This window comes from Acinetobacter sp. WU_MDCI_Abxd143, from assembly GCF_025514195.1.
GTDB classification, from domain to species: domain Bacteria; phylum Pseudomonadota; class Gammaproteobacteria; order Pseudomonadales; family Moraxellaceae; genus Acinetobacter; species Acinetobacter pittii_H.
Genome location: NZ_JAHPTH010000004.1, coordinates 97,134 through 113,272, shown reverse-complemented (window position 1 = coordinate 113,272; position 16,139 = coordinate 97,134). Strand labels below are relative to the sequence as shown.

Below are 16,139 nucleotides of genomic sequence, written 5' to 3'. Positions count from 1 at the left end.
CAAAGTCTTTTTTTTAATTAAACAGCAGCGGCAACAACCTGATCTGTACTTAAAACGCCTTGATCAATCAAACGGTTGGTACATGCAATAATTGCTTCAATGGATGAGGTGACCGTATTGTCATGAACACCGGCACCAAACGAACCTTTACCAGTACCTTTTACTTGAAGCTCAATTAAGGTTAATGCTTTCGCATTTGCACCTGAACTAATACTACGTTCTTCATAGTTCAATACGTCAATTGGTAATTGAAGAGCATTTAAGAACGCAGAGATTGGCCCGTTACCTTCACCGCGAAGTTGTTGAGTTTCACCTTCGACATCCACATCAAGTTCGATAATCTGAGTACCGTTAATGTCAGATAATTTGTAGTTTTTAACTGTGTAATGATGGTTTTTCACATCAACATAAGTGTCTTTAAATAATGTCCAGATTTCTTTGGCATTAATTTCAGTACCGTTCTCATCAGCATATTGCTGAACAACTTGGCTGAATTCGATTTGCAAACGTCGTGGCAACACAACGTTGTAGTTTGATTCCAATAAGTAAGCGATACCGCCTTTACCAGACTGGCTATTTACACGAATTACAGCATCGTAGTCGCGGCCCAAATCTTTTGGATCGATTGGTAAGTAAGGCATATCCCAGACTTCTTCATTTTTCTGGTATTCGAAACCTTTTTTGATCGCATCCTGATGTGAACCAGAGAATGCAGTAAATACCAAGTCACCTGCATATGGATGACGAGGGTGTACCGGTAAACCAGTACATTCTTCAACCGTTGCAATCACTTCATTAATGTTAGAAAAATCTAACTCAGGCGCTACGCCTTGGGTGTACATGTTCAACGCAATTGCTGCAACGTCAACGTTACCTGTACGTTCACCATTACCAAACACACAACCTTCTACACGGTCAGCACCTGCCATAATTGCAAGTTCTGAGGCAGCAATACCACAGCCGCGGTCATTGTGGCAGTGAACAGAAATGATCACACCATCACGACGTGCCAAATTACGATGCATCCATTCAATTTGGTCTGCATAAACATTTGGTGTAGAAACTTCTACAGTCGCAGGTAAGTTTAAAATCACTTTATGGTCAGGACGTGCATCCCAGATTTCTGTGACGGCATCACAGACATCTTTAGCCACTTCTAATTCAGTTGCAGAGAAGCATTCTGGGCTGTACTGAAAAATCCATTCAGTTTGAGGATACTGTGCAGCATACTCTTTAACTTTTTGAGCAGCATTAATTGCTAACTGTTTTGCACCATTAACATCTACATTCAACACCTTTTGACGGAAGGTTGGAGAGTTCGAGTTATAAATATGCACAATTGCGCGTTTAGCACCTGCCAAAGATTCGAAAGTACGTTCAATTAAATGGTCACGTGCTTGAACCAAAACCTCAATGTATACGTCATCAGGAATATGATTTTCTTCAATCAACATGCGAGTAAAATCGAAGTCAATTTGAGACGCAGAAGGGAAACCGATTTCAATATGTTTAAAACCGATTTTTACAAGCATTTTGAACATTTTGAATTTTTGTTCCATGTTCATCGGTTCAAAAATTGCTTGGTTACCATCACGTAAATCGGTACTCATCCAGATTGGCGCTTTTGTAATTTCGTTATTTGGCCATTGGCGATCTGGTAAATCCACACGTTGGTACATACGGCGGTATTTTTTGCTAGGGTCAGCCAACATCATGAGAAAACTCCTTGTCTCGTAGCGCGGTTGCTCTGGATATATTTAGGATATATTTAAAAGGCAACGTCTCTACTTAATATATATGGTATCTAATTCAGAAAAATTAAAGGTAATTTTGAAGTGCTGCTTTAAAAAGCAGACAAAATTTTTATACGCGCGCTTGGCGCAGCATCAGGAGTTGCAGATGATGTCTTGCTTGAGTAGGCTGGGCAAACAAGTAATTCGTTTTCATCTCTAGACCGTAGAATAATAAGTTTGATGGTTTGCTGGGGTAATCTTGATATTTAGATATATCACATCTAAACAATGATTACACCTTGTGCAAAATTCTTATCATAATTTTAGTTAAATAGTTTAGAAAATAATTTTCTAATTTTGCGCTGTTTTATTTTTTATGGAAAATTATTTTCATATTCTTGCCTTTTTAAGGAAAAAAAGTTTGTTAAGAATTAAAAAGGCAAAAATAAATATAGTTACAGTTCTGACCACATACGAATTAAATTATGATAAATGTTGGTGAGCTTCATGACTTCTGGGTAGTTATCGCCGTGTGATTTGCGTAGTTCTCGAATGCTCTCATCAAGATTAAATAAGAGATGGCGTTTACTATCGTCTCGAACCAGACTTTGTACCCAGAAAAAAGAAGCAAAACGAGTACCAGAGGTAATACTGCTGACTTCATGTAGGCTAGTAGAAGGGTAGAGAACTACGTCACCTGCCGGTAATTTGACTTCGTGATAACCATAAGTGTCTTCAATCACTAGGTCACCACCTTCATATTCATCTGGTTCACTTAAAAATAATGTACAAGATAAATCAGTGCGTAGCTGTTCAGAAGTTCCACGGATAAGGCGAATTGAGTTATCTACATGGAAACCAAAGCTTTCATGTTCATCATAACGATTAAAAAGCGGTGGAATAATTTTGTGGGGTAGGGCTGCAGCCTGAAACACTGGATTTTGCCAAATTGCTTTGATGACAAGATCACTTAAATGATGGGTAAGGGGGTCTTGTTCGGAGAGTTGCTGATTTCTTTTCACAGAAGCAGACAAGGTGCCGGCAGTCACTTTTCCACCTACCCAATTGGCGTCTTCCATGAGCTTACGAAACTCGGCAACTTGCTCTTTGCTTAAAACATTGGGGATATGATGAATCACGACAAACACCTTTTATATAGAGACTTCATTTGTAAAAATAGCCTCGTGATGAGGCTATTTTATATGAATTTTAATTAATTCCATAAATAAATTATGGAATTTGAACTTAGTACTTAAAGTTAATCGCTAAGACAGCATTACGGCCATTACCTTCAAACGCGTAGTGAGCTGCGTGTGCACTAGTAAAATAACGCTTATCAGAGATATTGTTGATGTTAAGCTGTAAATTTACGTTCTTGTTCACGTCGTATTTAGCCATAGCATTGTAAATAGTGTAGGTTGGCAAGTATTTCGGAGCAGTCGTATTTACGAAAACTTGATCACGATATTCAACACCAGCACCTAAAGTCAATTGAGGCATTACTCGGTAAGTAGACCATAAAGTAGCGCTGTTTTTCGCTACAAATGGTAATGGTTTACCTTCTTGAGCAACTGCATTGTATGCCGCTTCAGTAATTTCACTATCTAAATAGCTATAGCCTGTAGAAACATCCCATTTGTCTGTAATTTTTCCGTTCAAACTAATCTCAAAACCGTCAACTTTACTTTTACCAGCATTGGCTGTCGTATTTGGGTCGATCTGAATACGCGTATTTTGCTTTTCAGTACGGAAAACTGCTGCTGTTAAGTTCGCACGATTGTTAAACAGGTCCCATTTAGTTCCTAGTTCAAAAGTACGAGCTTCTTCTGGTTTTAGATCATTTGCACTCGCACTTGCAGCACCTGAGTCGCTAATAGAATCTGAACCTGTATCGCCTTCAGCAAGTACACCTACAGGGTTTGCTGATGTAGCGTAGCTTAAATAAATACTACCATCTTCGGTTGGTTTGAAAACTAAACCAGCTTGGTAAGAGAAGTAATCTGTATCACTTTCTAATTTATCACCAGTTTTATGAGGAGTACGTCCACTTACGTCCTTATTATATTTTTTCTCAGTTTCAAATTTATCCCAACGAACACCTAAGTTAAGTAACCATTGTGGATTAAATTCAATACTATCTAAAGCATAAACCCCTACATTATGACTGCGTGTCGTAGATTGCGCTTTAATTGCTCCACGTGTGTCATAGAAGGCACCATTGCCTGGATTATTTAAACTCGTACACCAGCCATTTGCCACAGCAGCAGCTGAAGTACAGTTTTGAATATTGCTGTCCAAAATGGTTGAGGTGGTTTCACCATCAGCATTAGTAAAGGTGTATACGCCTTGGTCAGTTTCTTGGAAGCTCCACTCAGTACCAACATTAAAAGAATGCTTTAGGCTACCTGTGTTGAATTTACCTCTTAAAGAAAGCTGATCGCTATAAGCATCGCTATCTAAGATACGGCTTAACGCACGGCGAGCGATTGTGCCTCTGTAAATATTACCCTTAGAGTCATCAGCATTCGTATAAACATAATCAGATTTAGATTTGTTGTAGGTTGCTATATTAGACAAGGTAAGATTTTCATTAAAATCATGTTCCAACTTAAACGTACCAATGTGGTTTTCGCGTTTGTCGAAATCACGCGCTTTCCAGCCATAGTAGGTTCCAGCTTTTACATCAACAGGCTTGCCGTCACCAGGAGTTACAATAACTCCAACAGGAGGTTTGGTTGGGTTTGCATTGTTAAACGGAATACCTGCATCAGGTTCATCGTTACTACGTAAATAGTAGTAACTCAGTGTTCCGCGAGTTGCCGTATCTAAACCAAATGCAAGACTTGAGGCAATACCAGCACGAGCATATTCAGCGCCGTTACTCTGACCAGCTTTTTCATTTTCGTGACCCATGATAACTACACGACCAGCAATGCCATTACCAAAGTCTTTGTTGGCATCAAGTTGGATATGACGATAGTTATCAGTACCGCCTTGGATACTGCCTTGATAAACGTCACCTTCATGAGCAACTTTAGGGATTAAGTTAATACTTCCGCCAACGCTACCACCACCCCCAAGAGCAGAAGAAGAGCCTTTGATGACTTCTACTTGTTCAATGGCAAACATATCGCGATTTTGAGACGTTGTATTACGAACACCATCAACATAAATAGAAGATTGACCGTTATAACCACGAATGTAAGGCATGTCGGTAAACGGTGTGCCGCCTTCACCTGCACCTAAAGTAATGCCTGGCTCATAGCGTAAAGCTTCGAGAAGGGTATTAGAGTTTGTATCTTTAATTAATTTTTGAGAAAGAATAGAGACTGATTTTGGTGTGTCTTTGAGAGGAGCTACGAATTTAGAGTTTGCAGACTGATCTACTTTTAATGATTCTTCTTGAGTCGCTTGAGTATGAATCGTTGGTAATTGTGAAACTGCTTCTTGTGCCATAGCTGTTGTTGCAATCATTGATAGCGATGAGGCTATTGCAGATGAAACAATTTTTTTACGTGTTCTAATCAAAGACATGACTTCAGGACTCTAAAGCTAAAAGGTTATGCGAATAATAATAATTCTTATTTATATGTACAGTTTGTGTTAATTGGATTTGCCAATTGAATTATGAAGTAAAAATGAATAATTAAATGGTGAATTGTACTTTTATGTAGCTAATCTACTGATTATTAGTCATTGTTTGTTAAAGCGATTAAAATCAAAATTTAATTGTAATTTTAGATTTATAAAGAATAGCTAAAAAATTAGTTTTACTTAAGGCTTTATGAAAAATATTTAAAGAATCATAAAATTACTGTGAAATTTCTTGGAAAAATAGCATTCACTTATAGGAACTGATCGGTTAATTTTGTATATCTGGAAAGTTGTCATATAATACAGCACTTTTTTAAAAACTGTTCCTACTAACTAATTTTTATCGAGGAAGCCATGCAAGTAACGACTGAAGCGGTTTCGGGCGTTGCCCGTCGTTTAAATGTGTCTGTACCGACGAGCCGTATTAACGAGCAATTTGAAGCTCGTTTGAAGCGCACTGCCAAAACTGTGAAGATCAACGGCTTCCGTCCAGGTAAAGTACCTGAAAACGTTGTTCGTCGCGAATACGGTGCAAGCATTTATCAAGAAGTTGTGAATGACATCATTCGTGATAGCGTTTTTGAAGCAATTCAACAAGAAAAAATCAATGCGGTAGGTATGCCGAACATTGAGAAAGTTGAACATAAAGAAGACGCTTTAGTTTTTGAAGCAACTGTAGAAGTTTATCCAGAAGTTGTTGTACAAGCATTCGATACTTTAGAAGTTGAACGTAAATCAGCTGAAATCAAAGACGCTGACGTTGACGCTATGATCGAAAACTTGCAAAAACAACGTCAAACTTGGGCTGTAACCAAGGGCATGGCGAAAAAAGACATGCAAGTGACTTTTGACTTCGAAGGCACTATCGATGGTGAGAAGTTTGAAGGCGGTTCTGCTGAAGACTTTAAACTTGTGTTAGGTTCAGGTCGTATGATCCCTGGCTTCGAAGATGGCATCATTGGCATGAAAGCTGGTGAAGAGAAAGTAATTGACGTTACTTTCCCTGAAGATTACCAAGCTGAAAACTTAGCTGGTAAAGCAGCTCAGTTCAAAATCACTGTGAAGCAAGTTGAAAAATCTAAACTTCCAGAAATTGATGCTGAATTCTTAAAAATCTTCGGTGTAACTGAAGAAGAAGGCATTGAGAAGTTAAAAGCTGACGTTCGTAAGAATATGGAACGTGAAGTTCGCAATGGTTTACGTAACCAAGTTAAACAAGCTGCTTTTGATGCTCTTGTTGCTGCGAACGAAGTTGAAGTTCCAACTGCAATGGTTGCTCAAGAAATTGACCGTCAACGTCAACAAATGGTTCAACAGTTCACTCAACAATTTGGTGGTGCAGGTGCGCAATCTTTCGACAAGAGCATGCTTCCTGACGAATTGTTCAAAGAACAAGCAGAGCGTTCTGTTAAGCTTGGCGTGTTGGTAAGCAAAGTTTTAGCTGATGCTAAACTTGAAGTTGACCAAGCTCGCGTTGATGCTTACATTGACGACATGGCTTCTTCTTACGAAGATCCAACTGAAGTGATTGAATACTTCAAAAATGATGCTCAACAACGTGCTCAAATCGAAGCAGTTGTATTAGAAGATCAAGTTGTTGATCACATCTTAGCTGGTGCTAAAGTGACTGACAAAGCTGTATCTTACGACGACTTATTGAAAGAACAACAAGCTCGCCGTATGGGCTAATCTTTTAAGAAGTCAGAAAAAGGCGCCTCGGGCGCCTTTTTTGTTTTTCTTTAAGTGGTCAATTTGAGTGCGGTATTAAGTACTTAGGTATAAATAATATAATATTTCAGTGCGAACCTTTTGCAATTTGAGAAATTATCCCGCATATTGTTGCCATAGGTTAAGTCACAAAAAATTTAGGAATAAATAACGTATGTATGTTCCAACAATTGAAAATGCTTTAGTTCCTGTTGTGGTTGAACAATCTTCTCGCGGCGAACGTTCTTTTGATATTTATTCACGACTTTTACGTGAGCGCGTCATTTTTCTGACAGGTGAAGTTGAAGACAATATGGCAAATCTGATCGTTGCCCAAATGTTGTTTTTAGAAGCTGAAAATCCTGATAAAGACATCCACCTTTATATCAACTCTCCAGGTGGTTCGGTGACAGCAGGCATGGCTATTTATGACACGATGCAGTTTATTAAACCTGATGTCGTGACATATTGTATGGGTCAAGCTGCTTCAATGGGTGCATTCTTATTAAATGCGGGTGCTAAAGGCAAACGCTATTGTTTAGAAAATGCCCGTGTCATGATTCATCAACCATTGGGTGGTTTCCGTGGTCAAGCATCGGATATCGAAATCCATGCGCGTGAAATTCTCTTTATTAAAGAACGTTTGAACCGCTTAATGGCAGAGCACAGTGGTCAAGACTATGAAACCGTAGCTCGTGATACTGACCGTGATAACTTTATGACAGCCCAAGCTGCTAAAGAATATGGTCTGGTTGATCAGGTGTTAAGTAAGCGTCCATAAGGACCTTCTTATATAAATAACTTGAGATGTTGAAAAAGATCTCCATTTAGTTATTTATGCAGTGCATCTTGCCCTAATATTTAAGATTCTATTTGTGGAGTGAATATGTCCGAACATCCTCAAGGACAAAAACATTGTTCATTTTGCGGTAAAACGCAGTCTGAAGTCGGGAAACTGATTGCGGGTGAGGACGCATATATTTGTAATGAATGTGTGGATGTCTGCTTAGACCTTGTACAAACCAGCCAACAGGTTGAAGCAGGGGACTGGGCGAGTAAGGCATTGCCAAAACCACATGAAATACGTGCTGCGCTTGATCAATATGTGATTGGTCAAGATCTTGCCAAAAAGACGTTATCTGTTGCGGTTTATAACCATTATAAACGCTTGAAAGTGGGTCATAATGGCCATGTGTCTAAAGAAGTAGAAATTGCTAAAAGTAATATTCTACTGATTGGACCTACAGGTTCGGGTAAAACTTTACTTGCGCAAACATTGGCTCGCCTTTTAGATGTTCCATTTGCAATGGCAGATGCAACAACATTAACCGAAGCTGGTTATGTGGGTGAGGATGTTGAAAATATTGTGCAAAAGCTTTTGCAAAAAGCAGACTACGATGTAGAGAAGGCTCAGAAGGGCATTATCTATATTGACGAGATTGACAAGATTACTCGTAAATCTGAAAATCCATCAATTACGCGTGATGTGTCTGGTGAAGGTGTACAACAAGCATTATTAAAAATGATTGAAGGTACAGTTGCTTCGATTCCGCCTCAAGGTGGTCGTAAGCATCCGCAGCAAGAGTTTATCCAAATTGACACCTCAAATATCTTATTTATTTGTGGTGGTGCATTTTCTGGTTTGGAAAAAATTGTACAACAGCGTCAAGAGAAAGGCGGTATTGGTTTTACAGCTGACGTTAAAAACAAAGATGAAACCAAAAAGCTTGCTGAATTGTTCCGTCAGGTTGAGCCAACTGACTTAGTGAAATTTGGTTTAATTCCAGAATTCATTGGTCGTTTACCAGTGATTGCTACACTTGAAGAGCTAGACGAAGAAGCTTTAATGCAAATTTTGACTGAGCCAAAAAATGCATTAACACGCCAGTATCAATATCTTTTCACTATGGAAAATGTTGATCTGATCTTTGAAGATTCTGCATTGCGTGCTGTTGCTAAAAAAGCGCTTGAACGTAATACGGGCGCGCGTGGTCTACGTTCTATTATGGAAAACGTACTGCTTGAAACTATGTATGATTTACCAAGTCGTACAGATGTTGGAACAGTCATTATTAATGAAGCAGTCATTAATGGTGAAGCAGAACCTGTTTATCAGGCTGAGCGCCAACCTAAAGAAGCTGCAACGCATGAAAGTGTTGCTAAGGCAGATTTAAAGGTTATTGATTCGAAGTCTGCATAGATTTCATTCATCTAAAAAGCATGAATCGCGTTAGTGATTCATGCTTTTTTTGTTTTCAATTTATATGGGTAGTGTTAATCTTAAAAATACAAAATACGCATAGTTTTGCGGTGTAAAAAATAAATCAAAAACAAAACGCTTTGAGGGATGCCATGCGTTATTTAATCGTATCTTTGTGCTGTGCCGGACTATTTGTGGGCTGTCAAAGTTCATCTCATTTAGAAAAAAATCCGAGTGAATTGACTGCGACTCTACCTAAAGTTGATGTTGAAAAAGAACCAGGTTTATTAGATCAATATCATTTAGGCGGTTTTACTGTGGGAGGGTGGGTCAACCAAAAATTGGGTCAGACTTTTGCTCCAATCAAACCACAAAATGAACAGGCTGCTGTAGTTTATCTATATCGACCCGACACGAAATGGAATCGTCAGGAAATTGCAGCGATTAATCTTTTTGTGAATGGTAAGCGTATCCCGAGTCTATTACATAATCATTATTACTGGATTGAGTTACCAGCAGGAACGTATCGCCTTTCTGCGAGTCGCCCTTTACTTGGTATCCATTTTCAAGAACCAAAATATATTGATATCACTGTTGAGGCGGGAACGTCTTATTATTTGAAATATGATGAAGAAAATAAAATGGACCGAAGTGAACATACTGGTCCATTTATGTTAATGCAAGACAATATTGGACGTAGAGAGATAGCATTTACCGAGCTTAAATCTTCTAGCTACAACTTTGTGGCTGAAGATGCTTCAGGAAAGATCCGTCATAAACCACAAGAATTAAAGCCAGCTAAATATGATGAAAAATCAGATGTACATCTGATTAAACCATTTAAATTATGGAATCCTTTAACTTGGTAATGAGCTGCAAAAGATAAAGAAAAGTTAAGACTTTTCTTTATCTTTCATCAACGGTGCAAGAATTTTAAGCATCTCTTCTTGCATATGATCTCGTGCTTTAGGGTCATTAAATGTTTGCTGTCCCAACTCCATCATATATTCTGAAATTTGTCCCATAATCTGTACGTTCTTGCGCGTAATTGATTGGCCTTCTGGGGTTTTTAAAAATTTCAGATTAGCCTGAATTTCCTCTTCAGTATAAGTCTTAAGATAAATATCCTGTAAGGCTTGAGCTGTTTTGGGGTTACTAATCAGCTGATTGCTCGAATCTTTTAGGAGAGAACCTAACTTCTTCGCGGCCTCTTTTTCTTTTGAACCTAAAGTTTTGATACCTGTGATATTACTAACGATCTGTTCTGCCTGTTGATCATAGTAAGGCGTTAATTCATTAATTGATTCTTTAAGCAGATAATCAATTTGGCTCATTTGCATGAGTTCTTTAACTGAACTTAATTTGGCAGGAGAGGCAAATAAGCTTGTGGTAATACAGCTTAGGCAGAGGCTGATTGAGAGATTTTTAAGAATAGGGCGAATAGTCATGAAATGACCTATATTCAATATTTGGCAAGAGGGTGCTTTCATTAATAGCACAGATTAACGAAGTAATTGTTACAATTCTTTTCAGATTTTAAAATAAAAAAAGAATGTATAAAAAAAGCACCGAATTCGGTGCTTTTCTTGATTAGCCAGTTGCTGCATCGACTACTGGAATTTTTCCAATTTTCGCTTGCCAGATTTTTGGAGCTACTGCGTGAATTGAAGTACCGTTTACATCAACTGCAACAGAAACTGGCATATCTTCAACTACGAATTTGTAGATTGCTTCCATACCTAAGTCTGCAAACGCAACAACTTCAGCTTTACGAACAGCTTTAGATACGAGGTAAGCCGCACCACCAACTGCCATTAAGTAAGTTGCTTTGTTGTCTTTGATTGCTTCAATTGCTGTAGGACCACGGTCAGCTTTACCGATCATACCGAATAGGCCAGTATGTTCTAATACTTTACGTGTGAATTTATCCATACGTGTTGCAGTTGTAGGGCCAGCAGGACCAACGACTTCATCACCCACTGGATCAACAGGGCCAACGTAGTAAATAAACTTACCTTTAAGATCAACTGGTAATTCTTCACCATTGTCGATCATTTCAACCATACGTTTGTGCGCAGCATCACGACCTGTGTACATTGTTCCGCTAAGGAGTAATGTGTCACCTGGTTTCCAAGAATCCATTTCTTCTTGAGTAATGGTATCAAGGTTTACGCGTTTAGACTGTGAAGAGTCCCAAGTTACAGATGGGTAGTCTTCAAGTTTTGGTGCTTGAATATGAGCTACACCTGTACCATCAAGCTGGAAGTGAGCATGACGAGTAGCAGCACAGTTAGGAATCATACCAACTGGTTTACCAGCAGCGTGACATGGGTAATCTTTAATCTTAATATCAAGAACAGTCGTTAAACCACCAAGACCTTGTGCACCAATACCAAGTGCGTTTACTTTTTCAAAGATTTCGATACGAAGCTCTTCGATTTTGTTCTCTGGTCCACGGCGAAGTAATTCGTCCATATTGATTTCTTCCATGAGTGCTTCTTTAGCAAGCATCATGGCTTTTTCAGCAGTACCACCAATACCAATACCGAGCATACCTGGAGGACACCAGCCTGCACCCATAGTTGGAACAGTTTTAAGTACCCAGTCAACAATCGAGTCAGATGGGTTAAGCATTGCAAGTTTAGATTTGTTTTCTGAACCGCCACCTTTAGCAGCAACAGTAATATCTACTTTATTACCCGGAACGAGTTTGTAGTGAATTACAGCAGGGGTATTATCTTTTGTATTTTTACGACCAAATGCAGGGTCGGCAAGTACAGATGCACGAAGAACGTTGCTGTTTTCAAGGTAACCTTGGCGAACACCTTCGTTTACCGCATCGTCTAAGCTCATTGTTAAGTCAAATTTAACATCTAAGCCCACTTCAAGGAAAACGTTAACAATACCAGTATCTTGGCAAATTGGACGATGACCTTCCGCACACATGCGAGAGTTAATTAGAATCTGTGCAATTGCATCCTTTGCGGCTTTGTTTTCTTCGCGATCATAAGCACGGCTCATCGCTTGGATAAAGTCTTGCGGGTGATAGTACGAAATAAACTGTAGGGCGTCCTTGATCGATGTAATCAAGTCATCTTGTTTGATAATCGTTGTCATACCAGAAAATCTCTTGAGCGGGCTGTTAGCTAGCGGGCTAAATTATATGACAAAAAGACAGTGTTGTGGGAGATTGGTTGATCTTTTGACCGAAAGTCGCATAAGAACATATTGATGTGATTTAAAAGAGAGAAATCGGAAAATTATTTATTTTTGAATGACTAAAATAAAAAAAGCCATTTGAGCGGATATCAAATGGCGAGAGGTAGTAAAGGTGAATTTATTAATTATTTGGCAGCGGCTTGCTGTTCTGCCTGAATTGCTGTTAATGCAATGGTAAAGACGATGTCATCTACCAATGCTCCACGAGATAAGTCATTGACTGGTTTGTTGAGGCCTTGCAGCATTGGTCCAACGCTCACAACATTTGCAGCACGCTGTACTGCTTTATAGGTCGTATTACCTGTATTTAAGTCTGGGAAAATAAATACATTGGCACGGCCAGCAACGCGTGAGTCTGGTGCCTTTTGACGTCCCACACTTTCAACTGAAGCTGCGTCGTATTGAAGTGGACCATCAATGAGTAAATCAGGACGACGCTGCTGAGCAATTTGAGTTGCTTGCTGTACTTTTTCAACATCTGCACCTGTCCCAGAAGTACCAGTTGAGTAACTGATCATGGCAATACGTGGGTCAATTCCAAATGCTTTCGCTGAGTCAGCAGACTGAATTGCAATTTCAGCAAGTTGTTCTGCTGTCGGGTCTGGGTTAATCGCACAGTCGCCATATACATAAACTTCATCTGGTAAAAGCATAAAGAATATTGATGAAACCAGTGAATAATCAGGGGCTGTTTTGATGAGCTGAAATGCTGGGCGAACCGTATTTGCAGTGGTGTGTACCGCACCAGAAACTAAACCGTCGACTTGATCTAAGGCTAACATCATGGTGCCAAGCACTACGGTATCTTGAAGCTGTTCTTTCGCTTGCAGCTCGTTGAGTTTGCCTTTACGTAGCTCAACCATTGGTGCAACGTATTGATCACGAATACTATCAGGGTCGACAATTGCCAATTCAGCAGGTAATTCAATACCGCGTGCTTTTGCAACATCGTGCACAGCATCTGGTTTAGCTAACAAAATACAGTCAGCAATACCACGTGCCTGACAAATTGCCGCAGCTTGAATGGTGCGCGGTTCATCACCTTCAGGTAGCACAATCCGTTTTTTCGCTGCAATCGATTTTTGCACGAGTTCATGACGGAAAGCCGATGGCGACAGGCGAGGGGTAGCGGCATTGTTGCTGTGCTGCTTAAGCCATTCAACATCAATATGACTTGAAACAAATCGAGTCACTTGCTCAGCACGTTCAGTATCATCTGTTGGAATTTCATTACCAAAATTAGATAAACGCTGAGCAGTTTCAAGCGTGTTTAAACGGGTATGTAAAATCGGCAAACCTTGTTTAATTGCACTTTGGCAAAACTCTAAAAGTTCTGGTGCTGGTGCTTCTCTTTCGGTAAGTACCAAACCAGCCAGAGGAATACCATTACTGGTTGCTAAACTACTTGCAAGTAAAACGTCAGTACGCTCAGATGCGCTAATAATTAATTCGCCTGCAATAAACTTATTCAGTTCGTATTCAATGCTTGAAGCAATTAAACTCGAATGCAAAATACGACGTGTTTTAGCTTCACCTTGATGTACCCATTGCCCATCAATGACATTTGCAATATCAAGTGTTCTAGGTACGCTTAGCGTGTTACTAAATGGAACCAGCCCAATAATCGGTAAATCACTAGAACCAAAATAACGATTATATTTTTGCAGTTCAGTCGTAAATTTTGCGATTTCTTCAGTCGGTCGTAACGATGGATCAAACGCAACAGGAATTTGAGCTGTTTCTTCGGTTAATCCACGGGTACGCATAAACAGTACGCCAGCAGTACGATTTGATGTTGCACCGCCAAACTGACGTAAATGAGCATCTACTTTTTCTGCTGCTTTTTTCGGGTTTTGAATATCTGCTGTGCTGACCAGCACGACTTCTGCATCAAGCGCTTGTGCAAGACTTGCGTTAAGTTCACTGGCGAAGTGGTCTTGTCCGTTAGGTAATAAGCCTTCCACAATAATGACATCATGGTCTGCTGCAACACTACGATGAAGGCTAACAGCTTCTTCAAGTAATTCATCTACTTCCCCAGCGGCAATAAGCTGAGTTAATTTTTCATGCGAAATAGATTGAACAGTTTTATTTTGAAATAAATGACCAAATAATGAAGTGGTTCGGTCAAGATGCTCTTGGTCTTCTTGAGAAAATGGTTTTAAAAAGCCTGCTTTAATCCCGTTACAATCAAGTGCGTAAATCATGCCTAAGCAGGCAGAGGTTAAGCCAACCCCTTCACCTGTAGGAATCAATAAAATTGTATTCATATAAACCTATAAATAAACGAATATCGAGTTTTCGCTAAGCTCTAATTAAGCAAGGCTTGCTACAGATGCTGTATTTTCTGCTGCTTCAACAACTTGACGAGTTTCTTTGGCAATACGGCCTTCTTCATCTGTAGGAATGACCCAAATTTGAGGTCCTGTTCCATTGTCGATTCGGCCTTCAGTGCCACGTTTTAGGTTGTTGTTTTGATCTTTATCAAGCTGCAAACCAAAATGAGGTAAATACGCTAAGGTTTTTTCACGAATATAAGCTGAGTTCTCACCAATACCGCCTGTGAAGATTAGACCGTCCAAAGTCGGTAAGCCACAGCTTAATGCAGCAAGTGATTTTGCAAGGCGATAACTAAACACTTCAATTGCAAGACTAGCATCTTCGTTGCCATTTTCGGCAGCTTCAATCACTGTACGCATGTCGTTAGACAGTTGAGATAAGCCTAGTAAGCCACTTTCGTTATTTAAAACTTTATCAATTTTTGCTAAGTCCCAACCGAGGTTTTTTGCAAGGAAGCTATGTAAGCTTGGATCAACGTCACCACTACGCGTTCCCATCACTACGCCTTCAAGTGGAGTGAGACCCATAGAGGTATCAACACTTTGTCCATTCCACACTGCGCAAGTTGAACTGCCATTTCCTAGATGCGCTGTTAACCATCCACCTTTTTTCAGGTTACCTGCCAGCTCACTCGCTTTGTCAGACACATAGGCGTGGCTTGTACCATGGAAGCCATAACGGCGGACATTGTGGTCAGTATATAAAAACTTAGGAATTGCATAACGGTATGCATGCGGTGGCATGGTTTGGTGGAATGCAGTGTCGAATACGGCAACTTGAGGTAATTCAGGAAATAGACGTACGGTTGCGTCAATACCAATTAAATGAGCTGGGTTATGAAGTGGGGCTAAAGGTGTCGCAGCACGAATACGTTCAATAATTTCAGGAGTGAGTAATTCTGCTTTGGTTAAACTACCACCGTGTACAACACGATGTCCAATTGCTTGCGGTTTGTAGTTGGCAAGACGTGCAAGTAAAGTTTCTAAAGCTTTGGCATGGTCAGCATAAGGGATTGAAAGTTCAAGTGGTTCACCACCTACAGTAATTCCCTTAATACGAGCATCAGCTGCCCCCAAGTTTTCTGCTAAACCGTAAATACGATCTTCACGACGCTCTGAAACCAGTGCGTATTTAATAGATGAAGAGCCGCAATTGATAACTAATACTGATGTAGCCACGTTGAAATACCCAAGTCCTGATTTAAAATAGTTTTCCTAACTTCCTGTTCAAGATGTATTATTTTTCGATACAGATTGAACGGGTTGTCATGTTTTAACATGTGTTGTTTTTCTGTCCAAGATAGACTTTAGCCCATTAGACTTAAGCACTATCGACCATCAAATTAT

Annotated in this window: 12 protein-coding genes; 4 read left to right on the top strand and 8 right to left on the bottom strand. The window is 39.6% G+C overall.

Features of this window, described 5'->3' with window-relative positions; genetic code table 11:
• Positions 1 to 17: 17 nt before the first annotated feature.
• From leuA to KTI79_RS10490, 3 genes are all read right to left on the bottom strand, one after another.
• Complete coding sequence (gene leuA, locus KTI79_RS10500) at positions 18 to 1,715, bottom strand: 2-isopropylmalate synthase (RefSeq protein WP_086376327.1); 1,698 nt, start codon at positions 1,713 to 1,715, stop codon at positions 18 to 20.
• 473 nt (positions 1,716 to 2,188) lie between these two features.
• Positions 2,189 to 2,872: a Fe2+-dependent dioxygenase gene (locus KTI79_RS10495; protein ID WP_032054373.1), complete on the bottom strand. Its 684-nt coding sequence runs from the start codon at positions 2,870 to 2,872 to the stop codon at positions 2,189 to 2,191.
• Positions 2,873 to 2,978: 106 nt separating this feature from the next.
• A complete protein-coding gene (locus KTI79_RS10490) occupies positions 2,979 to 5,267 on the bottom strand; it encodes a TonB-dependent receptor (RefSeq protein WP_086376328.1) in 2,289 nt (762 codons plus the stop codon).
• 414 nt (positions 5,268 to 5,681) lie between these two features.
• On the opposite strand from KTI79_RS10490, the gene tig reads away from it, so the two are divergent.
• From tig to KTI79_RS10470, 4 genes are all read left to right on the top strand, one after another.
• Positions 5,682 to 7,016, top strand: a complete 1,335-nt coding sequence (tig, locus tag KTI79_RS10485) for a trigger factor (RefSeq protein WP_032054375.1) — start codon at positions 5,682 to 5,684, stop codon at positions 7,014 to 7,016.
• Between the two features lie 193 nt (positions 7,017 to 7,209).
• Positions 7,210 to 7,815, top strand: a complete 606-nt coding sequence (gene clpP / locus KTI79_RS10480) for an ATP-dependent Clp endopeptidase proteolytic subunit ClpP (protein ID WP_002114870.1) — start codon at positions 7,210 to 7,212, stop codon at positions 7,813 to 7,815.
• 105 nt (positions 7,816 to 7,920) lie between these two features.
• Positions 7,921 to 9,234, top strand: coding sequence for an ATP-dependent Clp protease ATP-binding subunit ClpX (clpX, locus tag KTI79_RS10475; protein ID WP_002114726.1), 1,314 nt, complete (start codon positions 7,921 to 7,923; stop codon positions 9,232 to 9,234).
• A gap of 152 nt (positions 9,235 to 9,386) precedes the next feature.
• Positions 9,387 to 10,103 (top strand): DUF2846 domain-containing protein, encoded by a 717-nt coding sequence (locus KTI79_RS10470; RefSeq protein ID WP_002115030.1) that lies wholly within the window; start codon positions 9,387 to 9,389, stop codon positions 10,101 to 10,103.
• Positions 10,104 to 10,127: 24 nt separating this feature from the next.
• Here KTI79_RS10470 and KTI79_RS10465 read toward each other — a convergent pair whose 3' ends face one another.
• The 5 genes from KTI79_RS10465 to KTI79_RS10445 all read right to left on the bottom strand — a co-directional run bounded on the left by KTI79_RS10465 (position 10,128) and on the right by KTI79_RS10445 (position 16,072).
• On the bottom strand, positions 10,128 to 10,682 hold the full coding sequence (locus KTI79_RS10465) for a DUF2059 domain-containing protein (RefSeq protein ID WP_032054377.1): 555 nt from the start codon (positions 10,680 to 10,682) through the stop codon (positions 10,128 to 10,130).
• 142 nt (positions 10,683 to 10,824) lie between these two features.
• Positions 10,825 to 12,351 carry a fumarate hydratase gene (locus KTI79_RS10460; protein WP_032054378.1) on the bottom strand — a complete coding sequence of 509 codons (1,527 nt, stop codon included), beginning with the start codon at positions 12,349 to 12,351 and terminating at the stop codon, positions 10,825 to 10,827.
• Between the two features lie 227 nt (positions 12,352 to 12,578).
• Positions 12,579 to 14,723 (bottom strand): phosphate acetyltransferase, encoded by a 2,145-nt coding sequence (gene pta, locus KTI79_RS10455; RefSeq protein WP_032054379.1) that lies wholly within the window; start codon positions 14,721 to 14,723, stop codon positions 12,579 to 12,581.
• A 45-nt stretch (positions 14,724 to 14,768) separates the two neighbouring features.
• Positions 14,769 to 15,971: an acetate/propionate family kinase gene (locus KTI79_RS10450; protein WP_005066132.1), complete on the bottom strand. Its 1,203-nt coding sequence runs from the start codon at positions 15,969 to 15,971 to the stop codon at positions 14,769 to 14,771.
• Positions 15,953 to 16,072, bottom strand: a complete 120-nt coding sequence (locus KTI79_RS10445) for a hypothetical protein (RefSeq protein ID WP_014208326.1) — start codon at positions 16,070 to 16,072, stop codon at positions 15,953 to 15,955. Before KTI79_RS10445 ends, KTI79_RS10450 begins: the two co-directional genes overlap by 19 nt.
• Positions 16,073 to 16,139: the final 67 nt, after the last annotated feature.

Excerpts from the sequence above, each read along its gene's own strand:
- KTI79_RS10460 (WP_032054378.1), bottom strand. The coding sequence starts at position 12,351 with ATGACAACGATTATCAAACAAGATGACTTGATTACATCGATCAAGGAC.
- clpP (WP_002114870.1), top strand. The coding sequence starts at position 7,210 with ATGTATGTTCCAACAATTGAAAATGCTTTAGTTCCTGTTGTGGTTGAA.
- KTI79_RS10445 (WP_014208326.1), bottom strand. The coding sequence starts at position 16,072 with ATGTTAAAACATGACAACCCGTTCAATCTGTATCGAAAAATAATACAT.
- KTI79_RS10470 (WP_002115030.1), top strand. The coding sequence starts at position 9,387 with ATGCGTTATTTAATCGTATCTTTGTGCTGTGCCGGACTATTTGTGGGC.
- tig (WP_032054375.1), top strand. The coding sequence starts at position 5,682 with ATGCAAGTAACGACTGAAGCGGTTTCGGGCGTTGCCCGTCGTTTAAAT.
- leuA (WP_086376327.1), bottom strand. The coding sequence starts at position 1,715 with ATGATGTTGGCTGACCCTAGCAAAAAATACCGCCGTATGTACCAACGT.
- clpX (WP_002114726.1), top strand. The coding sequence starts at position 7,921 with ATGTCCGAACATCCTCAAGGACAAAAACATTGTTCATTTTGCGGTAAA.
- KTI79_RS10465 (WP_032054377.1), bottom strand. The coding sequence starts at position 10,682 with ATGACTATTCGCCCTATTCTTAAAAATCTCTCAATCAGCCTCTGCCTA.
- pta (WP_032054379.1), bottom strand. The coding sequence starts at position 14,723 with ATGAATACAATTTTATTGATTCCTACAGGTGAAGGGGTTGGCTTAACC.
- KTI79_RS10490 (WP_086376328.1), bottom strand. The coding sequence starts at position 5,267 with ATGTCTTTGATTAGAACACGTAAAAAAATTGTTTCATCTGCAATAGCC.